The following is a 21,576-nucleotide window of genomic DNA, read 5'->3' as shown; positions in this document are numbered from 1 at the left end:
AACCAGGGATGAGCGTAGCTTGACAGAGATTCTAAGGCTTGACTCCGTGAAGAAATCCTACGGGGACAGGCTTGTTCTAAATAGAGTGAGCTTGAGCATTGGCAGGGCCGAGGTTATTGTTGTAAGAGGGAGGAGCGGTGCTGGTAAAACTACTCTCCTAAAGATAATAGCCCTACTGCTTAAACCCGACGAGGGACGCGTATACGTCGACGGAGTCGACGCCTGGAGGTTGAGAGAGAAGGAGAGGGGGAGGGTTGCTTCCAGATTACTATCATACATACCTCAGACAATAGACCTCCTTCCTAATATGACTGTCAGAGAGAATATCGAGCTAGCAGGCTATGTGAGAGGGCTGCGGGGGAAGGGTTTAGACGAGGCTGTTAGTAGAGTAGCTGAACTAGTAGGTATCTCCAAGCTTTTAGAGAGGAGGGTTGAAAACCTGAGTGGTGGCGAGAAGCAAATGGTTGCTCTCGCGCGCGGGCTTGTCAACAGTCCTGCTCTCGTAGTCGCAGACGAGCCCTTCGCATACGTAGACGATGCCGGCATAGCCAGGCTATATGATTTAATCGAGTATGTTAAGAACGAATTAAAGACTTCTTTCATAATAAGCACTACCGAGATCTACCAGAAGAGTTTTAACGGGGATAGAGAGTATATCCTAGCGGATGGAAAGCTCGTTGAAATCCAGGATATGTGATAGTATGAGGGCGCTTCTATATTTTTCAATGCTCATAATATTCGTATCGGTATTGACACCTACAGCATCTACTACGACACCCTATGATACCAGCCAATATATCACCCAAATACAAGATATAGAGCAGGAGCTGAAACCGATCAGCCAGGCAGGCATGAATACTAGTCTAGTAGAATACTATGTTAACAACGCCCTCCAATTAATTAGCAAAGGACAGTTAACTAGTGAGGAAGCCGCCTGGGTCGAGAATAATATAAGCCTCGCGTGGAGCGAGCTCGAGAAACTAAAAGCAGAATACCCCTCCTATGTTCTATGGAAGAATATATACACGTGGGCTAGCATAGCGTTATATGCTTCAATACCTGTGATAACATACTTCCTCCTCCCAAGAGTATGGGCTTATATTTGGTATTGGACAAAGAGGAAGTGGCGGGTGGCTAGGAGGAGATAGTTACGAGAGGGTTATTAATCTTTGCCTAGATTAAAAAGCCATATGATAGCTTTAGAAGGGGTTTAATAAGGCGATGGATTTCGATAGCGCATTGGAGAAGGCAAGGAGTATTATAAGCGAGATAAAAAAGGTCTATGTAGGAAAAGATTACCTGGTCAAATTAAGCGTAATAACACTGTTAAGCAGAGGGCATCTGCTTATCCAAGGCCTCCCGGGGACCGGGAAGACGCTCTTAGCTAAAGCACTGGCGAAAACTATTGGAGGCGTATATAAGAGGGTTCAGGGACATCCCGACGTACTCCCTTCCGATATAATAGGATTCCACGTATACAAGCCCGATGGTTCTTCAACTCTTGTAAAAGGCCCTGTTTTCTCAAACATATTGCTATTCGACGAGCTCAATAGGGTTCCAACAAGGTCTCAGGCGGCCCTGCTCGAAGCAATGCAGGAACAGCAGGTTTCAATAGATGGCGTAACCTACCCTCTCGAACAGCCTTTCATGGTTATTGCAACGATGATCCCACTAGAATATACCGCAGGGGGATACGAGCTTTTAGAAACCCTTATAGACAGGTTTTCTATCAGCCTGCCATCAACATATAATCCCCCCGACGAAGAACTCGAGATTGTTGCAAAATCCGATTCGATCATAATGCTCCCTATCGAACAAGTAGCTACCCTTAAAGAAGTTCTATTGATCTCGGACATAGTAAGTAAACAAGTAGTAGTCGAAGAGAATATAGCTAGGTATATTATCGATCTAATCTCCTATATCAGGAGGTCTAAGGCTGTTAAATACGGCCCGAGCCATAGGGCTTCTATATGGCTATACAGGCTCGCTAGGAGCCTTGCATTCATTGAAGGTAGGGATTATGTTATACCAGATGATGTTAAATCTCTAGCAGTACACGTGATAGCCCATAGAGTACGGGTGAAGGAGGAGTTTGAAGCAGAAGGCTTGACCGGGGCGTATATTGTCGAAGAAGCACTTAACAAAGTCCCTGTACCGAAGTAGGATGCTCTATGATAGAATCCATAGTATTAGCGATTATGGCCTCAGCCGGGGTTGTAATAGAATTATACCCTGGCATCCTAGGCCTAGTTTACCTCCTAGCATCTATAGTTCTTTCCATTAACCTATACGTATTCACTTATGGTAGAGCCTCCAGAGTATTTAACGCAATAGTTTTCGTAGCATTTACCCCTATGTTTTTAAAAGTGCTCGCTTCAATCGGTCTAGTCTACCCGTGGATCCTCGACGTAACGGATCTATTCATACTGATAGTACTATTAGCTCTAAATATCGAGAACGAGGTGCTTTCAGGACTGTATAAGACACATATCCCGATATTAGTCCTTGCCTCGGTAATACTAGGTGTATGGCTGGACTTAACGAACCCCCTGAGCCTAGCCCTGGTACCTATTATAGACACTATACTAGCCGTAGCCTACATTAGAGAACCCGACACGGGTTCTTTAATCCTGGCAACTCTACTCTATATCATCATATATTCTGGATTCGCACCAGGCGCTAGTATCCTATTCTACTCTTATTCGTACATAGTATATATGCTAAAGATTTTTCCCACACCCCGTAGAAAGAAGATGTCGGAAGCCCTCCTAGCTACCGATATTATTCTCAAGCCGTTAATCTACCGCTACGGTGGTTTATTATGATAGTTAGGAATTTGATCGCTGGATTAAATATCATAGCTGTATCACTACTACTACTAATATACGGGTTTCTCAACAACTCCGGGCCTATAATAGGGATATCCTCCTCAATCCTAGTAGTCGGAATCGTAATAGTCTTCACCTCGCTTGGGACAAGCGAAGGCATTACCCTATCCCTAAGAGAGTACTCGGAGACTGCTTCAATAGCTCTCGCCGCGATCCTAGAGGATGCTGATTCTCTGAGGGTTAAACCGGTGTATGTCAGGAATCCTGATGGGGGCGAGTTCATTGTATTCTTCAAAGGTACTCCCTCGGGGAGGGTTAGGCCCGGCGTAGGGTATTCAGACGCCCCCTACCTGGCTCTACCGGTGAGAAACATGCTTGTAAACCATGAAGCCATAGCGGATGAAAGCGAGCTTAAAGAGGCTTTGTGTTCCGAGAGAGGACTATGCGATAACGTCCACCTGGTTGAAGAAGAGGGTTCTCTTAGGCTGGTATTCGTCAACGTGCCATCTGAGACTAGAGAGCTATTATCGTATCCTTTAAACCCTCTTGTTGTAGCATGCCTCGTCGCAGTCGGTAGAATAAGGGGTAGACCGGTGCGGCTCAGCGATATCAGTATTGTGGGTAGTAATGTCGAAATAGTCTTGAACGAGGTACCTGTATGAAGAAGACGGATCTATTTATCCTGCTATATACTATTCTATCATCCCTATCTAATATATGGCTTACTGCTCTAGGCGAGGATAGGTGGGATGTGTACGTTGTTCTAAATATTCTATCTTTCTATATTTCTACAGCAGTAACTAGACCGGCTTACTCCAAGAGGAGTTATTATATGCTTCTTAATGCTATTATGATCGGTGTTTTCACGATCCTAGTAGCGAAGAGGGTATACGAGGTTTTATACGCATGAAGACCCTAGTAGCAACTATAGTGCTCACAATTATGATTATATCTACTACCACAGGCTACTATGCAAACGCCTCACAGACCAGTCTGCAACAAGTCGACTGCCAGGCTCTACTAGCTTCACTATATAAAGTATTGACGTATATTGCTTCAAACAATACCATAGCTTACACTATTCTAGAGATCTACTCTAATGCCTCCCTACCCCCTCAGATTGAGGGGTTGCATAGAAACCTGGTAACCGACCTAGCCGAATATATTAGCATCTATTATAATTTTACCCAATACCTGTCGGCAGCAGACCCGGTGGCTATAGCTAGGGTAGAAGATTTAGGTAATAGGCTGCAAGCAGATCTAGGGGCATATGTTTCTACGCTTGTAGCGTGTAGCGTGGATAAAAGCGTTGCCGACACGCTAGCGTCTAAGATTAGAATTGCCGGAAGCAACCTAGCCGGGTACTTGGAAAGGATTGCTGAAGAAATAGCCGCTTCTTCCCCAGAGACTAAAATAGTAGAGTTTACAGTTGACAATAAAACCATTTACCCCGGCGAGAACCTATCTATTAGAGTATATGCTTCGAAACCGGGCATGTACCGTGGTCTAATAACTGTACTAGCCCTACCCGGCCTAGTCCCGATAGCTACTATAAGCTTTAACCTAACAGGGCTGGAGCAACGCTTAGACCTTAACATGCCGCCTGCTTACGAACTATACTACCTGGGCAGGGGGGTACACAGCCTACTAGTAGTACTGAAAACCCTCGAGCCCGTGAACTCTACAATATACGGGTTTATCAACCTCGTCCTAGAAGAAAACATTCTACAAGCTTCCTCACCCAAGTTCCTGAAACCTGGAGATTCTATCGTCCTCAATCTAACTGTTAGAGAGCAGTGTAATGCCAGCATATTACTTGATAGTCTAGAGGTCTACACAGGGAGCCTAATAAATGGGTCGAATCTAATAGTGCTCCAAATACCTCCTAATACTACACCTGGCTTGCACAATATAATTGTTAGAACGTCTCCCGGAGAGAGATTCATAGGGGCTACAATCAGCCTTCCAGCAATCGTGGAAAACCCTGTCCTACCGGTTTCTATTAGGGCGCCCCAGGTGTTTATTAGTTTCTCGAATATGATACCGGTAGTAGTAGAGAACTCTAGTCTCGTCAGTAGCGTGAGAGTAGTTGAAGGCAGTGCCACTATAGTAGTAGACCTGAACCGGTCCCAAGTGATCTACCTGAAAGGGGGGATTGGCTTATTCGATAGGGTTAGAGCCACCCTGGTCTTCGAGCCAATTAATGATTCAAGGTATCAACCAGCTGTATTAAGAGTTGAAGTCTTATACGTTAACCCCCTTACAGTTACAATACTAGGCCTTGTAGCTGTTGGCATCATACCTGTTATAAGTGGTTACGAGCGGGAGTTCTACCTGATGTTAAAGAAGCCTCTTATCCCGGCTTTAAAGAGCAGGGTTCCTGGTAGGACGGGTCCTGCTGCAATAGTTAGCGTATTAAGCAAGCACCTTCCTGTAGCAGGATTATACTATAGGCTACTAGAGGAACTAGGTGTAAGAGAGCCCAGCCCGTATGAGACGCTGAGAGAACATTTGAATACTATAAGTCTTCCAGCCATTGTTAAAACCCTATTGTTTAAACTATTAACCCTAGTCGAGAGAGAGCTGTACTCTAGACATAAGCCTAGTAGGGAGGAAGCCGAGGAATTAGCTAGAGAGGTTAGGAGTATTGAGGTATGAGTACTTGGTAATCAGCTCATCTATCATACTAGCCTCGCTAGTAGCTTTAAGCGTAATCGTATTAACTCCCTCGCCAGAGCCGTATTCTATAGCTAACAACGGCCCCGAGGGTTTGAGCACGCTCTACAATACGTTTAGACCAGTAATAGTATTAGACTATAGTAAATTATCTAGCGTAGAACAGTCTAAAACGGTGTTAATCCTCGTACCAGACCACGATATTAGCCCTAGAGAATTATCCTACATATCGGATTTTATAGGTAAAGGGGGTTTAGTAATAACATCGCTTGGCCCGGCTTCGATACGATTACTCGAGTATTTAAACGTGTCTATCGAGTATTCAAACCATTTGCTGCTAGACGAGGTTTCGAAGCTAAACAACAGGTTTGAACCCGTAGTTTTTTACACTACGCTCAATCTCAGTATCGTCTTAAAAGACGCACACCCGTTGACTACATGGGGTAGTAGTGGGGAATGTGTAGTATACTCCTCACCATTCTCATACATAGATTTAAACGATAACGGTTACTACGACCTGAACGAGACAGTTGATAGTTTCTGCGTAGGGGTGAGGATAAGGTATTTGAACGGTACAATACTATTCCTAGCTTCTTCGAATCCTTTCGTGAACGAACTATTCGATTACAATAGAGATTTCATTATTCATGGAATAACAAGCGATAGAAGCATACTGTTAATTGACCAAACACTAGCTGGTAAAAACCCTGTAGAGTATTTAAGGATTCAATTAGTTAGAGAGAGTAGTATAGTGCTAACACTGCTTGTGGTTACACTAATGGTGATCGGTGTAGCTATTGTCGGTAAAAACAGATAGAATCTTCTACATCCTGAGTCTAATACTACAGGTTATCGCCGTAGAATCAATATTATTAATCGACAGGAATATTGTAGGGGGGTTAGCGGGGCTCGCCATCCTTGCCTTCTCAATATTCTACAGCAGGTTCACCTGCTATTCTAATTTCGCCGTAAGCCTAATACCCCAAAATATTAACCCTGCGAGCTTACTCGTCAAGATACTGCTCCCGGCTTTAAGCGCCCTCATGGTTAAAACACACCCCTCCGAGAGACTGACAGGATTCGAGAAAACATTAGTCTACGCTTTCGTGTTCACGCCCCTATACATAATTCTACCTACTAGTCTAATACCGTTACTATCACTACTAGGGTTCTCGCTCACCAGATACGGGGCTATTGTTTCAAGCCTCGCTAGAACACGGATAGAGATAGGTTTAGAGCCTGAGGTAGCCAGATTAGGCGATAATGTTAGATTGCATATTAGAGCCCAGGCTAGGGGGAGGTTTTGGTACGAGGTCTTTATAGATAATATTCCAGTAGCCACAGGGTTCTCCCAAGGAGTCTACGAATATAGTTATACTATTAGAACCCATCATATCGGTATACGTAATGTTAACGTGAGAGTCAGGTTATGCGATGAGGATAAATTCGCTTGTTACACTACGCCCGAGTATAGGCCCAGGTTTAAAACTGTTCCAGCCTACCAGCTCCTAGTTGCTAAGGCCGAGTCAGTGCTCCGGAGACTACTCAGGGAGATACCGTCCCCGGTAATAATGATTAGGGGGAGGCAGGACTCTTCTAGCAGTACTGGAATTGGATATGGGGAACGAGGCAGGGCTCTAACAGGGTATCTCTCGGCTACTGGTGGAGGAGTGTATGGTACTAGTGCTAGTACTGGAACCGGAGGATTATACCACACGGTAGAAGAGAACAGTATAGGCGGGTCTGATATAGAAGGGTCTGCGGGTCCCGGCTTCGAGCATATCTACGGGTGGATGCCGGCCTACTACATCTACGCTATTATACGCCAGATCGCTAGAACCCTACTCTATGGGGACTACAAGGGTAGTAGAGACTACTTCCCCGGGGACCCTGTCAGGAATATCCATTGGAAGAAGAGTGCTAGCAGGGGGAAGCTGGTGATTAAGGAGTATTCGGGTAGCGGTAGCGGAGGATCCGGGGAGAGCGGAGAGGTTTTTATCATCGCAGACTGGCTGGCTTCAAGCTATGAAGAACTAGATAAGCTGGTATCCGCTACTATAAATATACTCATATACATGGCTGAGAATACTGGCGATTCATATCTTTACCTGGTAACACCTGGTTCGAGAGAATACTTCGTGGTAGGGAGGCCGGTCGAAGTCTTGGCTAGTCTACTAGCTATAATGAGGAGCGAGGATATTAAGCTAGGCTGGGACTATAAGCCTCTCCGGAACGAGTATATTCCAGTAGCCGATAGATTATACGGGGGAGACGGATCCCGGTTGATAGCTTTCTTCAGGGATGTTAATATTGCGGAATGCCAGAGAGTATACGATGAGCTCAGGAACATGGGTTTACACGAGAAGATTCCGTACGTGGTGATTAACGGGTCGCCTACAATGCTTAAATACGATTTCATGAAGCAGTATATCGAGGCCAGAGGCCACCCTGTCCATAAAAGGGTTGCAGACCTTGTGGCGAGAGGGTAGAGGTGTTTTAGATGAGGCTTGACGAAGAAGTTTTCGCAGTCATATTAGCAATAGTTGTAATAGCGTCTGCAATAGGGATAGCTGTAAGCATCCCGAGGAATACAGAGCCTTTTACCGCGATAGGGCTTTTAAACGAGAAAGGGTTGATAGGAGACTACCCCAGGAATGTTGCAGTAGGGAGCGTGGTTAATCTCAACGCCTTCGTATACAACCACCTAGGCTATACTGCGCTCTTCAGGGTAGATGTTAAAATCGGAGACGGGGATATCCCTACGAATACAACTCCCTTGAATACCACGCCTGTTAGAAGACTCTATGTAATGCTAGGGAACGATGAGAACGCTACAATACCGTTCAGTGTAGTATTCGATTACCCGAGGATCAACCAGACGCTCGTATTAGAGCTCTACCTGTTCTCGCCGGATAATAAAACCTGGGTTTACACCGGGGAATACAATTTCCTAAGGCTTAACGTCACTGGTGTAACCTTATGAGCAATAGCCCTAGCCTCGAAGAATATGTTTCAAGCAAGGGCATGGGGTTAGACGATATTGTAAAACTCTACAGGGATTGGGTAGATGGGAGACTTGTACTAGTAGACCCGGACCCGCCGCGTACATTCCCAGACTATATTCTCAGGCTCGATTACTCGCTATGGTACTGGACTATTATCGGTTTATCCGCCCTGACCCTGCTGGCAGTATACCTTTCGGACAACATACCTTACCTTACAGGTTTTAGGTACGTGCTAGGCTCTATATTCGTACTCTTCCTCCCAGGCTACTCCCTAGTTAACGCACTCTACACTGGCAACGAGCTAAGCCCTCTGGAAGAGCTAGCTCTATCTATCGGTTTAAGCCTCGCGGTAGTACCTCTTATAGGGCTCGTACTAAACTATACTCCTTTCGGTATAAGATTAGGCCCTGTAATCCTATCCTTGGTAGTATTCATACTGGTACTAGCGACGATAGGTTTATACCGTAGGTACGTGCGTGTTATCGAGGAACAATTGGTTAAGAGAAGTATTTGATTAGAAACAGGTTCTATAGACCATGGTGCAAAGATTCTGTAAGTAGTGGAAAAACATATTATTTTTCAAAAACAATATTTCTATTAGGTGTAGTCTACGGCCACGATATTCGTAATAAAAAGAGACGGGAGCAAAGAAGAATTTATACCTGAGAAAATCGTTGTCAGCATTATTAAAACCGGTGCTCCTGTCGACGTAGCGAGGAAAATCGCTAAGATAGTTGAAGCAAAGCTCTTAGAGCAGAACGTCTCCGAGATAACTAGCAAAGACCTGATGAAAATGGTCTTAGAACTCCTGAAGAAAGAGAACGAGGAGTGGTATAGGAACTGGATTATCTTCGATAAGGCTGTTAAGAGGAGGAAGCCCGAATTCTAGATTTTTTATGTTAATCAACCTATTAAACATGTCTATTCTGAAAACAGAATAGAATATTAATCAACCCATTAACATCCAGGGGACAAGGTGCCTCTAATGAAACTCGTTAGAGTAGAGGAAGCTGTTGGCAAGAGGCTTGCAGTAGACTATACTATTGTCACACCGGATAGGAAGGGTGCTTTAAAAAAGAGGGGTGAGTTCGTCTCTGAGGAAGACGTTGAATTATTGAAGGCTAACGGACACTACTATGTTTACATCATAGACGAGGGCGAAGCCGGAATACCCGGTGAAGTACTCGAGACCGATGCAGCCCGTATACTCGCTGAGAGCATTATAGCAGGGCCCCTTACCGTAGAGGCAATGGATGAAGGCAAAGTAGCTATTAGAGCTTTAGGAGAAGGGCTCCTACTTGTGAATTCTGAAGGGCTCGATCTAATCAATTCCACTGATGTCTACGCTGTGATTACCAGGAGGAGTGGTAGCTATGTGCGTGCGGGGAGTATAGTCGGGATAGTAGATGTGATACCTTTGAGTATCCCAGAGAATGTTCTCCACGAAATAGTCTCGAAAGCTAAACAATACGCCCCGGTCTTAGAATTGAAGCCTAGTGTAAACCCTGTTGTAGGCATTCTAATAGTCGGCTCCGAGATCGTCGAAGGGTTGAAGAAAGATGTAGCGAGCTCGATCGTCAAGAAGAAGCTTTCCGAATACGGTTGTAGGCCTGGTAGGGTTGAATACGCTAGAGACAACGAAGTAGAGATAAAGGAGAAGATCGAGAGCCTGCTATCCGAATCCGACGCTGTCGTTGCTGTAGGCGGTATGAGTGTAGACCCTACTGATAGAACCCATATCGCTATAAGGATGGTTGCTGACGAAGTAGTTAAATACGGTATCCCTATGAAGCCGACTACGATGAGCATGGTAGCCTACAAGAACGATAAGCCTATAATAGGGGTTTCGAGCGGGATCATATACTTCCAGGAATTCAACTTCCTAGACATCATCCTGCCATGGGTGTCGAGTAATACAAGAATACCGAGAGAGTACCTGGTAAGACTCGGTAACGGCGGCCTCTCCGACTACTTCCTGAGAAAAATCAGGTAGCCCGGGACTAATGCTAACAACTACGGAAAACCATGGCATAAACCTGTGCACCCTAGAAAATTATATTGCAGAGCGAGTTGTTTCCAAGTATTTAGAACCTCTTTGAAAACTAGATTTAAAAAGAGGATAGTTGCAAAAAAAAAGTAATAATAGAAGAGTGTGAATTCTATGTTAAAAACGCGTATAGCATTAGCTGTCGCGCTGATACTAGTGGTTGCTACACTGCTTATCGTACTACCCTCAGCGTATAAACCCTCCTGTAATGCTAAGATCTCTCTCCCAGACGTATTATACGAGAGTACTGCCGCACTAGTTCGTGGTTTCGGAATCAAAGTGTTTGTCTCGCCCAGCGCAGCCAGCTACCTGAATACTTCTAGCCTCGAGAGCCTTGGGTTAACGGTTTCGGTATCTGACCTAGGCGCTCTCCCAAGGCTGACCCAACCCGGGGTCATTATAGTAAACGTCACAGACCTTGCACAAGACCCTCTCAGGGGGTTAAATGTGCTTATCGAGGCAACGTCTAGCACGCCTAAGCTATTAGTATTCGTTCTAAACCCCTACAGCGACGAGGGGCTCGCTGAGGTAGCAAGCGATGTGATGCTTAAATACTACGGGTACAGGGGGCTCATGCCTCTAATACCGTTGGAGAGTCCCGAATCCAACGACAAGCTCCGGGCACTTACGGTAAAGCAAGAAATTTTCAGAGCTAAAAGCACTAGCCTTCACCTTCAACCCTACCGGGCTTATTGTCGTAGAAGACCTCAAGAACTTCGAGCAGACACTCCTGCTCGCGATTAAATGGGCTGGGTTTGTGGAAAGCAGCTATGTGAAAGAAAGGGGTTTAAACGCGATCTTCGGCTCTACTACTATAACTGGTATTCAAGGCTTTAATTTCATAGGCTACATAGGTTGGATCACAACTAATTTCACAGGAGCCGTTTGTGGAGAGACAACAGGGTATATGGCTGTTAAAGTAGACTACTTCTATGCGAACGCTACGTTAAACGGTAAAGTATACCACGGCTTCCTAGTCCACATCGAGCACTCTGCTAAAGGCTATCAGACCACGTGTTGCTCGTTGACCTCGTGCTCTACAATCAACCACTACCCGAAGACGTTCATATCGAAAACTGACTGGAAAACTACTATGTGGCCTGGGCAAGTACTAGACGACTGGCAGCCGAAGAACGCCAGCTCTGCTTCGAATATAACATACCAGATCGCGTGGGGTACCGGCGCTCAATCGGGTAGTGCACCCATAGTCTCTGTCTCCTACTCAACTCCTATCACAGAGTCGAACCACATATACTACGAATGGTACGATACATCTGATCCACCTTACGGTGTTGCTGCTGCCAAGCATATATTGAATGTGCCGAGCGGTTACGATGAGTCTAAGTTAAACAACGTACTATTCACTGTCGCGCCATCCTCGATAGGCTTCCTCGACCCAGATAAACCCGGCGGCTCTCTGCCAATGATAATCTCCCACACTTTTGAGACAGAACTGAATACAGGAGATAAGGCAAGCATATCCTTCTCCGTCAAACTGTTTCCTATAGATGTATATAAACTATAGTATTTTTCCCCACGCATCCAAAATTGTTTTCAAGCAGATCCATGGCAATCGTTTTTCTCCGGGTTAAACGGGCTTGACCTGGTATGTAATATAGGGTTTAACGGTTTTTCCACCGCCAAGTACTATGTATAGTAGGACTTCCTAAGCAAAGCCCTCTCCACAGATCTCTCGCTCTATTAGCAGATACTGAGAGAGGTGTTGCGGCAAACTTATATAGTTATAGCTTCAAACAAGATGCTACAGAATAAGGGAATTACTAATTATAAATATGCCGGAGCATGCAATAGTAAGGGTGAAGATAGGCGGGGATATTCTACCAATTACATGCGACCCCTACATGGTTCAGGGGGTTTTAATCGATGTATTCCGCTGACAGGTTTAGAGAGGTATTTAAATCATCTTACGTTAGCAGGGGCAGGTATAGAGTATCGAGGAGGAACCTCGAGGATTTAGCCAAGCAAGCAAAAATAGGTAGAGAGCTTGTCCCTCTCTATCTCGAGGTGGTAGAGTGGCAGGGATTCAAAAGAATAATAGCGGTAAAGACATAGATGGGGTTGTTGAGGACCTCTATAGAGAGTTTCTAGAGAAGATCTTGCCAAAGCTCGTTGAAATCCATGACGAGAGCAAGAGGTATTTGTACTTCATAGCGTGGCTAAACAAAACCTTTGAACAGACTAGTATTGGAAGAATAGTTGTAACCGGTGGGTTTGCTGTAGAGATATACACTGGGAGGATATATAGGACGATGGATGTAGACATAATTGTCGAAGGGGACGTGGCGGGGAAGGTATTAGAACGGTTTCTAGAGAGGTTTTCCGAGAGGATTGGCAGAGGGTATTTGCCAACATACGAGATCATGCAACTGAAATCCATAGATATTGTATCGACGGTTTACACGAGGAAAGTCATGCCAACCAAGGTAGAGATAGATGGCCTCTATGTATATTTAGACCCTGTGGAAGAGCTTATAGTGACGTATCTCGCCGGCTGGAAATACTGGGGGTCTACAGAAGACAGGGACAAGGCGTACTGGCTCTATGCTATATGGAGAGATAGAATAGACCATGGGTATCTAAGTACAAGAGCTAGAGAAAACAATGTCGAAGACTACCTAGAGCTCCTCAAAAGTATCCAAACACCATAGATAATAATGCTAGAGTATTCGCTGACATTAGGAACTTCACAGGACTTGATGTAGTTTGATATCGAAAAGCTTGACAAGCTGTTTCGAATTTAATGAAGATTATTGTTTAATATCGTCTCCCCGTTTTGTTAAAAACGGTTTAGTTAGCGCTTATAATAGAGAGAAAGTTTTCAAATACTTCTAGCAGTTTCTCGACTTCTTCTCTACTGTGTATTAGTGAGGGTAGGAAGTGTGGTTTGGTTTCTGATATGTAGAGTAGTCCGTGGACTCTACTATATAAATGCAATGCTCTCTCAATTAATGTACTCCAACGGTATTCTTCGGCTTGACGGGCGTTTCGTGGTTTTTTCTTGGTGAAATGTATGCCGGTTAAAGACCCCTCGCCTGTAGCCCAGCAGTCTATAGAGTATTCTGAGCACTTTTCTTCTACTTTTCTTCTAAACCAACTCCATATGTTATTCGATTTTTCATAGAGTTCTTTGTGCTCAGCTAAATATTTAACCATCGCATAGCCGGCGGAGGTCACCACTGGGTTAGCTGCAAATGTCCCCCCATGAAAAACTAGTTCTCTCGGTTTCTTTTTAATGTGGTTTAATAACTCCATTATATCTGATCTACCACCAATTGCTCCTACGCTACCAACGCCTCCACCGAGTGCTTTACCATATATGACTATATCCGCTTTTACTCCATAGTACTCTTGCGCGCCCCCAGGTGCTAATCTAAACCCTGTTATTACTTCATCGAATATTAGCAAAGAGCTTTTTTCATCTACTAATCTTCTAACTTCTTTTAAATACCCCTTATCAGGCTCTATGCAACCAGCTGCGCCCATTACGGGCTCTAATATTACAGCCGCTACTTCGTATTCTTTAAGTATTTTTTCGAGAATTTCAACATCGTTGAAGGGTACTACTATGGTATACTTGATGTAATCTTCGAGAAGTCCTGCCGACTCCGGTGTTCCATTAAATCTTCTCACCATGTAGAGCAAGGAATCAACTGCTCCATGCCATCCGCCTTCTATTTTGACAATGTATTTCCTGCCGGTGTAAGCTCTAGCTAATCTAACAGCATACATATTTGCTTCTGTCCCACTATTAGTAAATCTTATACTCTCTAACCCCGGTACAATTTTTGTAAGCAACTCGGCGTATTCGACTACGTAAGGGTGTTCGAAACCTAAGTGGGTTCCACGTTCTAGTACTTCTTTAACCGCGTCGACTACAACTCTGTGTAAATGTCCAAGTAGGTGAACCCCATGACCCATCCAAAAGTCAATGTATTCATTTCCGTCAACATCCCATATTCGTGTACTCATGGCTTTTACAATATACAAAGGATATGGGTGGAAAAATCTAATGGAATACGTAACGCCTGCTGGAAACAACCTTAAGGCTCTTTCATATAGATCTTTACTACCTTTTGTTTTCTCTGTATAATAGCGTTCATACTCTTCATAAACAACTTTTATTTTCTCTTCGATTTTTGGATTATTTGCGAAACGCAATCGAAAACCCCTTATCCAAAACTTATTTTAAACGGTAAGAGCTCGGTCATTAATCGAAGCCCTGGCGGTAGATATGGAACCTTCTCGGCAACACTTACTACTATCGATGCCGTACCCGTATCCCCTGGGGTGCCACTGCTCCTCCAGGAAATAGTGTAGTCTTCACCTTCGACTACTATTTCATCATATTCAGGGGCGCCGACGTATGCTTTAAACTCTACTCTAATAACTTCTCTGTCTCCAACGTAGCCAGCCGCATATCCCACAATACCTTTGTTTAAACCTTTTTCCACTCTAACGCCGGCTGATTCTATTGTCTCCTCGGCTGGAAGCGGCTCTTGGTGTTCGATTACGCGAGTTAATTCAAGGTCTCCAGCATAAGCTATTAAATATACAGATTCAGTATAGCCTACGTGTCCGGTGAGCTCTCCTCTAGCAAGTTTCTCTCTAACTACTCGAGGATCTTCTCCTACACCTATTTTCTTTCTAAAGGGTTCTCTCCTCTTAGCCGCGTCTAGGCTCCTTACGGCTTTAATTTTCTTAATTACAGGTACAGTTGAAGAGATTGTAGCAACCAGTGTATCAAGTAGGAAACCTGGGTTTATCCCAGTTCCTATGACTACGACTCCGTATTGTTCGGCAATCTCATCTAATTTCCTAGCTAAAACCGGGTACCTGTAATAGGGATATGCGAGAGTTTCGCATGTTGAAACAACGTTTACACCCATTTGGATAACGCTGGCTATTTGAGAATATACTTTATTAAGATACGAGCCTGTTGCATGCAATACTACGTCGGCTTCTGCGAGACTTTTAACATCCCTAGTAACAACTACCCCGGTTTTCCCAGACCCGATCAATTCTCCAATATCTTTGCCTAGGATTCTTTCGTCTATATCTACAACCGAGACTACTTCATGACCTCTCCTAATAACTGTTTTAGCGAGGAGTCTTCCAATAGACCCAAATCCATATATTCCAACCTTCAATAGATTCACCGTGCGATACATAATATCTGGTCGCAAAATATTAATTTCTACTCAAGTGCTTGGATCTAATAATTCTCGACAATCTTAGATACGAAGCTGCGTAGAACAATACAGATCTTTGTAGAAAGCCAAACAGCCTGCGGCAGCGTTATTTTTAGCGCCGGGGGCGGGATTTGAACCCGCGCGGGGAAACCCCCACCGGCTTAGCAGGCCGGCGCCCTACCAGGCTAGGCGACCCCGGCAGGCATTTATGTTCTATCAATTCCCGATTTATTAAGTTTTAACCGTGGTAACCTCTTCTTTCCTAGCCAAGTAGCTTTAGTGAGAGAGCAAGTAGAATGATATTCCTAGCTTGTACAACCCACTGGACAGGGGATTCGAGAGTCCACGGGTTGTCGTATACGGGTACATTTATACCAGCGTACACGTTGAGGTAGTATCTTAACAGCGAGTCGTTGAACCATAGCGCCATGATTATCGAGTTAAAAAAGTCCGCTGCGTACAGCTGGATCAACAGGACCTGGTCGCTTACCAGGATATATAGTAGTGGCAGTACGAGTAGTATTGATTGCGGTGGTAGAGAAGGGTTTAGAATTATAGAGAAAACGGTGAATAGCATGAAACAATGTAGCAAGCCCTCTCCGCACGAGCCCTCGCTCAGCCTCAGAAGGATATATAGGACTACGAGGTAGAACCCTACCCAGAAGCCGTAGCCGGCCCTGCCCGCGAAATAGGTTACTATAACGCTCAACCCATTATTCTGGCTATTATCGATCAGGTTCATGAAATAGTTTAGGATACTGCCCGGGGATACTGCCGCAGACAATATGTATGGTATTAAGCCTATTAACACGTAATAGGTTTTCACGCTGACCCTGCCGATCAGATCCTGGTAGAGTATGAATCCTAGTGGCGCAAGAAGTATTATGTTAAAGGAGGAGCCGATGGATAACGCTAATACAGCTATTGAAACCCTACCCGATTCTAGCAGATACAGGGATAGGACTAGGAAGAACAATGTTATAGTATCCATCGAGTAAACCGAGTAGGCTAGGAAAGATGGGAATAAGAAAGCCATAGCCCTCCTAGCAAAGTTTGACCCAAGCCTCTCTAGGAGCTTATCGTAAAATAGGCTTGAAACCGCTAGGAAGACTATCTGTATAATCGATTCGAGGACATAGAATAATACTCCTCCCCGGGGGTCTACCGGCTTATAGCCGGCTTTGTTTAACACGTATATGAGAGAGCTCGCTAGTAGAAGGTACGAAGGGGGCTGGTTAAGCCTGTAGTCGACATAAGGGATTGGAAATACAGGCCTCCCCTGGCAGACATCTCTCATAGCAAGGCTATTAACCCAGTTCTCTCCTCCGCTACACGACGAGACGTATAGCCCATTGTAAATAGACTGGTAGAAATCGTCGTACAAAGGGGTTGCGACCAGCGGTCTGCCAAATAATGCTGATGACACAAGGGCGGGCATATGCAGTATAGTGGATACTACACCTACAAGTAGCGCGACTATTACTGCTACTATCCTCTTTTTCAATAGCTTGATACCTCCCGTTAGCGTACTTTATTTATTTATCCATCGTTAAATAAATTAACCATGCCAGGTGCTGGTCCTTTGGGAAAAGAGAAGATTTTAGAAATCTCGCTGCTTCTAATAATCCTTGGATTATCCCTGGCACTATTCCTGTACTGGGACTACGCGTTAACACAGAACGAGTTGAGGTATAATGGTAAGGGATACGTCTCCGACGAGGTATGGTATGTTGCCTCGGCGAGGAATATTATACTAAATATCTTCCACCTCCAGCCGAGAGAGGTATATAACTACGGCTATACGATTATCTACCAGGGGGTTCTAGATAGAAGCCTTGTAGAAGAACTAGCTAGATACTACAATGTTAGCCTGAGATTCGACTATAGTAGACTAAACGGTTTCTATGCTTTTTCAGATAACAGGACCTCGCTAGAAGATTTCCTGAGCCGCATCGGGAAATACATTAATATTACGAAAACCATACCGGGATGGATGATGCCTGATGCTTCAGGGATAGATTCTTACTTCAACCTCGAGCATCCCCCATTAGGCAAGTATATTATCGGGCTATTAATGGTTCTGGTAGGAGACTACCCATTCTACTGGAGGCTTGGAACAGTTACAGCCGGAGTTCTACTAGTCTTCTTCACATATAAAGCAGGGAAGAAACTTGTCGGAAGTAATTATATAGCCGGCTTGGTAGCAGCAGCCCTGGTGGCAGTAGACCCTATTGTTAGAAACCTTTCGTCTATCGCATTACTCGATATATACGTTGGTCTTTTCACAATAATATCACTATATCTATCCCTGGAGAGGAGATACCGTCTAGCAATCCTATTTATACTACTAGGATCCCTCTTCAAATTCAATGCTCTATTCGCACTAATCCCTGTCTCGGTAATGTATGCTAGAGAAAAGTTTAAGACGGGATTCAGCCTAGTGGATTTCATACTATTCCTCATAGGGTTCTATATAGTTGCGGGACTGCTCTTTCTCATCACACAGATAATTGCGAGCATTCCTCTAATAACCTACTTCGGCTTCACCAACTGGTTTAGGCAGGCGATTACAGGTGCTATAGCCTGGCATACACAGGTTAAATGCGTTGGGAACGCGTGCCCTACGAGCTCAGCGCCATGGGACTGGTTCGCTGGAGTCAATTCTTTCACACTATACTACTTCCCCGGCGGGGAGGCTGTTGTAGCATCCGGGTTCTGGCCTATATGGTCTTTCTCCCTCGTAGCCACAATTATCTTCCTACCGGTCTACCTGAAAAGGGTTAAGAGCTTCACGATCTCGTCCTGCTGGATGCTAGGGGTCCTAGCAGGATACATAATGCTCTGGCTCATAGGGGGTAGGACACAGTATAGCTTCTATAGTATACAATTCGCCCCACTAGTATATCTAGCAGTCGTATCTATAGTAGCTTCAATAGACCGTCGTGCTGTATTAGAGGCTTTTACGCTATGGAAGAACCTTTGGTTTTACATAGAAAAAATTGTAAGAATACTACTACTCGTCGAATGAATACTGGGAAAATTGGCTAAGGGTTTATAAATCTTACCATAGGCATTCTTGGTTGGTGGGATTGGTTGGCTAATACTGTAGCTAGAATGAGACTGGTAACTGTTAAAATGCCCGAGATATACATAGAAGGGATTGACGAGCTTGTGAAAATAGGAAGATATAGCAGTAGGAGCGAGGTAATTAGAGTTGCTATCAGGGATTTGTTGAAGAAAGAGCTGTGGGTTAAAGATAGGGATTTTAGATAACAATATCCTATTTTTACCGGGAATACTACTCCCTCAACTTCTTCAAAACCAGGACATAGAGGGGTTCTCTTTCATCTAGAACCCTGAAGCTTAGAGGCGGTTGGAAATCCGGGAATATAGCCCTCAATTCATCGAGGCTCACAGGCCTTTTGTATAATCTTGCCTGCTTAATTTCTATACCAATAGCCTGCCTAGAGCCTCTGATATACCTGAGATCGCTTCTCGAAACGCCCGTCCCCTCCTTGAGGGCTATTTTCGCTATTTCATCAGGCCTGCCCAGGAAAACCCTTCCAGCAATAAACTCACCGATAATCGCTCTAACGTTCCCGCTCGCATAAACAATGAAAACGCTCCCCTCCCTGGGCAGAATCCCATTATACCTCCTAAGCTCTATTCTCTTAACACCGGCAAATATCCTGTGGGCATAGACCGGTAATATGCTGATCAAGTACGTTTCCAACAGCGTCTACCCGAATACGTTATACAAGAGATAACCGTTTAAACCCGGATTTATGTTTAAAACAATAGTAGATGAAGACAGCTGGTATTTCTGACGAAGATGATGTGTGACACCAGTACTGAGCGGTGGTCCCCAGATGCCTCTAAAAGAAGGAGATACTGTTCTAATATATATCGACCCGCGTAGGAAGTTTGTGCAGAAATTGAAGACAGGGGGGATCCTAGGGACTGATAAAGGGTTGATAAAACACGATGATATTATTGGTAAAGAAATAGGCAGCACTGTTCCTACATCGAGAGGTGGCAAAGCCTTCTTGCTTAAACCGCTCCCTATAGACTTCCTCCCAGCAATGAAGAGAGTAACGCAAGTAATTTACCCGAAAGACCTGGGTTTTATCGTATTCCTAGCAGGTCTACACCCGGGTTGCAAAGTGCTAGAGGGCGGCGTAGGCACAGGACATGTAACAGCCGCTTTAGCATACATGGTAGGAGAGAACGGTAAGGTCTATGCTGTTGAAATAGATGAAGAAAAGCTAAGTAGGGCTAGAGAGAACCTTGCTAAACTAGGCTTGGATACAAGAGTTGTATTCGTAAAGAAGGATATAAGGGAAGGAGTGGACGAGACAGGTTTTGATGCAGCCATTCTCGACATCCCAGACCCATGGAATGCTCTAAGACCAGTACACGATGCTTTGAAACCATCATCGCCTCTCATAGCTTTCACGCCGACGGTAAACCAGGTTGAGAAAACCGTACTCGAGATGAGGAAGATGTTTATCGATATACATGTTTTCGAAATACTGCTTAGAGAATACTTGGTTTCCGAAGGTGCTGTTAGACCTGTGACTAGGATGATAGGGCATACAGGGTATGTGATTTTTGGTAGAAAAATCTGAAACATTACTAATAGTGTTTTCCTTTAATATAAAGGTATATTGTATGAGTTAAGCCGTTATCGTCTTTAACATCGACTACTTTAGCAGGATTCCACCCAGGTATCCTGAACTCGTGGCTTACAATCCTGGTCCCGTCTCTAAGCTCTTTCTCGAGCTTAGGCTTTAAAGCCTCGTTTACAGATGTGAGAAGGAACATGGTCACTACAGTTGCTTCGCTAATATCTGTGTTAAAGAAGTCGTCGTTGATTAAAACAATTCTATCGGCCAATCCGTTGTTGATAACGTTTTTTCTAGCCTCTTTCAGCCTCTCTGGGTCTTTCTCGATCCCAACAGCTTTCTTAGCATTAAATTCTTTAACAGATATAATCAGTATCCTACCGTCCCCACACCCGAGGTCGTATACGATATCGTCAGGTCCTACCCCAGCTAGTTTAAGCATTTCTCTTACAACAGGGTAAGGAGTAGGAACGTATGGAACATAATAATACATGAAAACCCCCAGGCTACTAAAAAACTTATACTACTAGGCTCCTAAAGCTTTATTCTTCATTATCTCTAATGCTTTATCCTCATCAGGCTGGAGAGCTGTATTCAAGGGTAGTTGCGATAAAAGAACTCTAACACTTCCGTCATCGTACTCGGCTAGGATTTGGGGGAGCCAGGCCATGCCGAATTCGTCTTTATCACCGTACTCGTTTATGTAGACGTAATCCTCGATCCTAACATCTAGGGGGACGTTCAGCTCCTTGGAGATTCTGTCAGCTAGCTTAACCCATAGCTTGTGATAGGGGTGGTGCTCGGCTGAGACGAGAACTATTTTTCTCACAGAAGCCATAAGCAAACCACCTGTGATCCTACCTTACAACCCTAGATAGCCAGTCCCTTGGCTTTCCTCTCTTCTTCAGGTCTTACCTTAATTATACCATAGTGGATAGCACATGATATGCAGTAGCATTTTCTCACAGGATACTTCATTATTATAGCGCCTTTCTTCTCTAACTCCTCGGCTAATTGTGGCGAGACAGGGCTGTACATCCTTGTTACACAGATTGCTTTATCGGCTGGGACAAGTCTGCCGCAGTTATCGCATTGTATTAACTCAACTTTCCCTTTATCGCCTTTCCGGCGTCCCCTACTTTCTCTCTTCTTTGGCATCTCAAAACACCTTCTAGCTGTTGAACT

General features: G+C 44.4%; 27 protein-coding genes and 1 tRNA gene. 20 read left to right on the top strand and 8 right to left on the bottom strand.

Features of this window, described 5'->3' with window-relative positions; translation table 11 throughout:
- The first annotated feature begins 19 nt into the window (after positions 1 to 19).
- The 17 genes from ACSU1N_RS03600 (at position 20) to ACSU1N_RS03520 (ending at position 13,225) form a co-directional block, all read left to right on the top strand.
- Positions 20 to 697, top strand: a complete 678-nt coding sequence (locus ACSU1N_RS03600) for an ABC transporter ATP-binding protein (RefSeq protein WP_440060234.1) — start codon at positions 20 to 22, stop codon at positions 695 to 697.
- Positions 666 to 1,148: a hypothetical protein gene (locus ACSU1N_RS03595; protein WP_440060233.1), complete on the top strand. Its 483-nt coding sequence runs from the start codon at positions 666 to 668 to the stop codon at positions 1,146 to 1,148. Before ACSU1N_RS03600 ends, ACSU1N_RS03595 begins: the two co-directional genes overlap by 32 nt.
- A gap of 73 nt (positions 1,149 to 1,221) precedes the next feature.
- Positions 1,222 to 2,163: an AAA family ATPase gene (locus ACSU1N_RS03590; RefSeq protein WP_440060232.1), complete on the top strand. Its 942-nt coding sequence runs from the start codon at positions 1,222 to 1,224 to the stop codon at positions 2,161 to 2,163.
- An 8-nt stretch (positions 2,164 to 2,171) separates the two neighbouring features.
- Positions 2,172 to 2,825, top strand: a complete 654-nt coding sequence (locus tag ACSU1N_RS03585) for a hypothetical protein (RefSeq protein WP_440060231.1) — start codon at positions 2,172 to 2,174, stop codon at positions 2,823 to 2,825.
- Positions 2,822 to 3,490 carry a hypothetical protein gene (locus ACSU1N_RS03580; RefSeq protein ID WP_440060230.1) on the top strand — a complete coding sequence of 223 codons (669 nt, stop codon included), beginning with the start codon at positions 2,822 to 2,824 and terminating at the stop codon, positions 3,488 to 3,490. The genes ACSU1N_RS03585 and ACSU1N_RS03580 overlap by 4 nt, the downstream gene beginning before the upstream one ends.
- Positions 3,487 to 3,738 (top strand): hypothetical protein, encoded by a 252-nt coding sequence (locus tag ACSU1N_RS03575; protein ID WP_440060229.1) that lies wholly within the window; start codon positions 3,487 to 3,489, stop codon positions 3,736 to 3,738. Before ACSU1N_RS03580 ends, ACSU1N_RS03575 begins: the two co-directional genes overlap by 4 nt.
- Positions 3,735 to 5,486 (top strand): hypothetical protein, encoded by a 1,752-nt coding sequence (locus tag ACSU1N_RS03570; protein WP_440060228.1) that lies wholly within the window; start codon positions 3,735 to 3,737, stop codon positions 5,484 to 5,486. The genes ACSU1N_RS03575 and ACSU1N_RS03570 overlap by 4 nt, the downstream gene beginning before the upstream one ends.
- Positions 5,476 to 6,321 (top strand): DUF4350 domain-containing protein, encoded by an 846-nt coding sequence (locus ACSU1N_RS03565; RefSeq protein ID WP_440060227.1) that lies wholly within the window; start codon positions 5,476 to 5,478, stop codon positions 6,319 to 6,321. Before ACSU1N_RS03570 ends, ACSU1N_RS03565 begins: the two co-directional genes overlap by 11 nt.
- Positions 6,302 to 7,993, top strand: a complete 1,692-nt coding sequence (locus ACSU1N_RS03560; RefSeq protein WP_440060226.1) for a DUF58 domain-containing protein — start codon at positions 6,302 to 6,304, stop codon at positions 7,991 to 7,993. Before ACSU1N_RS03565 ends, ACSU1N_RS03560 begins: the two co-directional genes overlap by 20 nt.
- A gap of 11 nt (positions 7,994 to 8,004) precedes the next feature.
- The gene (locus tag ACSU1N_RS03555) at positions 8,005 to 8,487 is read left to right on the top strand and encodes a DUF1616 domain-containing protein (RefSeq protein WP_440060225.1); all 483 of its coding nucleotides are present in this window, start codon (positions 8,005 to 8,007) and stop codon (positions 8,485 to 8,487) included.
- Positions 8,484 to 9,023 (top strand): DUF1616 domain-containing protein, encoded by a 540-nt coding sequence (locus tag ACSU1N_RS03550; RefSeq protein WP_440060224.1) that lies wholly within the window; start codon positions 8,484 to 8,486, stop codon positions 9,021 to 9,023. The genes ACSU1N_RS03555 and ACSU1N_RS03550 overlap by 4 nt, the downstream gene beginning before the upstream one ends.
- A gap of 105 nt (positions 9,024 to 9,128) precedes the next feature.
- Positions 9,129 to 9,398 (top strand): ATP cone domain-containing protein, encoded by a 270-nt coding sequence (locus ACSU1N_RS03545; RefSeq protein ID WP_440060273.1) that lies wholly within the window; start codon positions 9,129 to 9,131, stop codon positions 9,396 to 9,398.
- Positions 9,399 to 9,494: 96 nt separating this feature from the next.
- Complete coding sequence (locus ACSU1N_RS03540) at positions 9,495 to 10,502, top strand: molybdopterin-binding protein (protein WP_440060223.1); 1,008 nt, start codon at positions 9,495 to 9,497, stop codon at positions 10,500 to 10,502.
- Between the two features lie 168 nt (positions 10,503 to 10,670).
- Positions 10,671 to 11,300: a hypothetical protein gene (locus ACSU1N_RS03535; RefSeq protein ID WP_440060222.1), complete on the top strand. Its 630-nt coding sequence runs from the start codon at positions 10,671 to 10,673 to the stop codon at positions 11,298 to 11,300.
- Between the two features lie 13 nt (positions 11,301 to 11,313).
- Positions 11,314 to 12,081, top strand: a complete 768-nt coding sequence (locus ACSU1N_RS03530) for a hypothetical protein (RefSeq protein WP_440060221.1) — start codon at positions 11,314 to 11,316, stop codon at positions 12,079 to 12,081.
- Positions 12,082 to 12,440: 359 nt separating this feature from the next.
- A complete protein-coding gene (locus ACSU1N_RS03525; RefSeq protein ID WP_440060220.1) occupies positions 12,441 to 12,629 on the top strand; it encodes a hypothetical protein in 189 nt (62 codons plus the stop codon).
- The gene (locus tag ACSU1N_RS03520) at positions 12,590 to 13,225 is read left to right on the top strand and encodes a hypothetical protein (protein WP_440060219.1); all 636 of its coding nucleotides are present in this window, start codon (positions 12,590 to 12,592) and stop codon (positions 13,223 to 13,225) included. Before ACSU1N_RS03525 ends, ACSU1N_RS03520 begins: the two co-directional genes overlap by 40 nt.
- Before the next feature lie 139 nt (positions 13,226 to 13,364).
- On the opposite strand, the gene ACSU1N_RS03515 is transcribed toward ACSU1N_RS03520, so the two are convergent.
- The 4 genes from ACSU1N_RS03515 to ACSU1N_RS03500 all read right to left on the bottom strand — a co-directional run bounded on the left by ACSU1N_RS03515 (position 13,365) and on the right by ACSU1N_RS03500 (position 17,270).
- Positions 13,365 to 14,735 carry an aspartate aminotransferase family protein gene (locus ACSU1N_RS03515; RefSeq protein ID WP_440060218.1) on the bottom strand — a complete coding sequence of 457 codons (1,371 nt, stop codon included), beginning with the start codon at positions 14,733 to 14,735 and terminating at the stop codon, positions 13,365 to 13,367.
- A gap of 11 nt (positions 14,736 to 14,746) precedes the next feature.
- Positions 14,747 to 15,733 carry an NAD(P)H-dependent amine dehydrogenase family protein gene (locus ACSU1N_RS03510; protein ID WP_440060272.1) on the bottom strand — a complete coding sequence of 329 codons (987 nt, stop codon included), beginning with the start codon at positions 15,731 to 15,733 and terminating at the stop codon, positions 14,747 to 14,749.
- A 149-nt stretch (positions 15,734 to 15,882) separates the two neighbouring features.
- Positions 15,883 to 15,966 (bottom strand) — tRNA-Ser (locus ACSU1N_RS03505).
- A 62-nt stretch (positions 15,967 to 16,028) separates the two neighbouring features.
- The gene (locus tag ACSU1N_RS03500; protein ID WP_440060217.1) at positions 16,029 to 17,270 is read right to left on the bottom strand and encodes a hypothetical protein; all 1,242 of its coding nucleotides are present in this window, start codon (positions 17,268 to 17,270) and stop codon (positions 16,029 to 16,031) included.
- A gap of 78 nt (positions 17,271 to 17,348) precedes the next feature.
- Between ACSU1N_RS03500 and ACSU1N_RS03495 the strand changes: the two genes are divergently transcribed.
- On the top strand, positions 17,349 to 18,794 hold the full coding sequence (locus tag ACSU1N_RS03495) for a glycosyltransferase family 39 protein (RefSeq protein ID WP_440060216.1): 1,446 nt from the start codon (positions 17,349 to 17,351) through the stop codon (positions 18,792 to 18,794).
- An 86-nt stretch (positions 18,795 to 18,880) separates the two neighbouring features.
- A complete protein-coding gene (locus ACSU1N_RS03490) occupies positions 18,881 to 19,039 on the top strand; it encodes a ribbon-helix-helix domain-containing protein (RefSeq protein ID WP_440060271.1) in 159 nt (52 codons plus the stop codon).
- Between the two features lie 25 nt (positions 19,040 to 19,064).
- Here ACSU1N_RS03490 and ACSU1N_RS03485 read toward each other — a convergent pair whose 3' ends face one another.
- Positions 19,065 to 19,499 carry a DNA-binding protein gene (locus ACSU1N_RS03485; protein ID WP_440060215.1) on the bottom strand — a complete coding sequence of 145 codons (435 nt, stop codon included), beginning with the start codon at positions 19,497 to 19,499 and terminating at the stop codon, positions 19,065 to 19,067.
- A gap of 136 nt (positions 19,500 to 19,635) precedes the next feature.
- Between ACSU1N_RS03485 and ACSU1N_RS03480 the strand changes: the two genes are divergently transcribed.
- The gene (locus ACSU1N_RS03480) at positions 19,636 to 20,394 is read left to right on the top strand and encodes a tRNA (adenine-N1)-methyltransferase (protein WP_440060214.1); all 759 of its coding nucleotides are present in this window, start codon (positions 19,636 to 19,638) and stop codon (positions 20,392 to 20,394) included.
- A 7-nt stretch (positions 20,395 to 20,401) separates the two neighbouring features.
- Here the strand turns inward: ACSU1N_RS03480 and ACSU1N_RS03475 are convergent, their stop codons facing one another.
- The 3 genes from ACSU1N_RS03475 to ACSU1N_RS03465 are packed head-to-tail and all read right to left on the bottom strand — an operon-like array spanning position 20,402 to position 21,549.
- Positions 20,402 to 20,884 carry a protein-lysine N-methyltransferase gene (locus tag ACSU1N_RS03475; RefSeq protein ID WP_440060213.1) on the bottom strand — a complete coding sequence of 161 codons (483 nt, stop codon included), beginning with the start codon at positions 20,882 to 20,884 and terminating at the stop codon, positions 20,402 to 20,404.
- Between the two features lie 33 nt (positions 20,885 to 20,917).
- The gene (locus tag ACSU1N_RS03470; protein ID WP_440060212.1) at positions 20,918 to 21,229 is read right to left on the bottom strand and encodes a hypothetical protein; all 312 of its coding nucleotides are present in this window, start codon (positions 21,227 to 21,229) and stop codon (positions 20,918 to 20,920) included.
- Between the two features lie 32 nt (positions 21,230 to 21,261).
- Positions 21,262 to 21,549, bottom strand: a complete 288-nt coding sequence (locus ACSU1N_RS03465) for a 30S ribosomal protein S26e (RefSeq protein ID WP_440060211.1) — start codon at positions 21,547 to 21,549, stop codon at positions 21,262 to 21,264.
- Positions 21,550 to 21,576 lie beyond the last annotated feature (27 nt).

The sequence above is a fragment of the Thermogladius sp. 4427co genome (assembly GCF_051933805.1).
GTDB lineage: Archaea > Thermoproteota > Thermoprotei_A > Sulfolobales > Desulfurococcaceae > Thermogladius.
Note: the sequence above shows the minus strand (reverse complement) of the source record. Positions and strands in the feature narration are given on the sequence as shown.

Coding starts and splice junctions, on each gene's coding strand:
- ACSU1N_RS03590 (WP_440060232.1), top strand. CDS start 1,222: ATGGATTTCGATAGCGCATTGGAGAAGGCAAGGAGTATTATAAGCGAG.
- ACSU1N_RS03475 (WP_440060213.1), bottom strand. CDS start 20,884: ATGTATTATTATGTTCCATACGTTCCTACTCCTTACCCTGTTGTAAGA.
- ACSU1N_RS03490 (WP_440060271.1), top strand. CDS start 18,881: ATGAGACTGGTAACTGTTAAAATGCCCGAGATATACATAGAAGGGATT.
- ACSU1N_RS03585 (WP_440060231.1), top strand. CDS start 2,172: ATGATAGAATCCATAGTATTAGCGATTATGGCCTCAGCCGGGGTTGTA.
- ACSU1N_RS03555 (WP_440060225.1), top strand. CDS start 8,005: ATGAGGCTTGACGAAGAAGTTTTCGCAGTCATATTAGCAATAGTTGTA.
- ACSU1N_RS03525 (WP_440060220.1), top strand. CDS start 12,441: ATGTATTCCGCTGACAGGTTTAGAGAGGTATTTAAATCATCTTACGTT.
- ACSU1N_RS03480 (WP_440060214.1), top strand. CDS start 19,636: ATGCCTCTAAAAGAAGGAGATACTGTTCTAATATATATCGACCCGCGT.
- ACSU1N_RS03595 (WP_440060233.1), top strand. CDS start 666: ATGGAAAGCTCGTTGAAATCCAGGATATGTGATAGTATGAGGGCGCTT.
- ACSU1N_RS03465 (WP_440060211.1), bottom strand. CDS start 21,549: ATGCCAAAGAAGAGAGAAAGTAGGGGACGCCGGAAAGGCGATAAAGGG.
- ACSU1N_RS03550 (WP_440060224.1), top strand. CDS start 8,484: ATGAGCAATAGCCCTAGCCTCGAAGAATATGTTTCAAGCAAGGGCATG.
- ACSU1N_RS03575 (WP_440060229.1), top strand. CDS start 3,487: ATGAAGAAGACGGATCTATTTATCCTGCTATATACTATTCTATCATCC.
- ACSU1N_RS03540 (WP_440060223.1), top strand. CDS start 9,495: ATGAAACTCGTTAGAGTAGAGGAAGCTGTTGGCAAGAGGCTTGCAGTA.
- ACSU1N_RS03580 (WP_440060230.1), top strand. CDS start 2,822: ATGATAGTTAGGAATTTGATCGCTGGATTAAATATCATAGCTGTATCA.
- ACSU1N_RS03470 (WP_440060212.1), bottom strand. CDS start 21,229: ATGGCTTCTGTGAGAAAAATAGTTCTCGTCTCAGCCGAGCACCACCCC.
- ACSU1N_RS03570 (WP_440060228.1), top strand. CDS start 3,735: ATGAAGACCCTAGTAGCAACTATAGTGCTCACAATTATGATTATATCT.
- ACSU1N_RS03535 (WP_440060222.1), top strand. CDS start 10,671: ATGTTAAAAACGCGTATAGCATTAGCTGTCGCGCTGATACTAGTGGTT.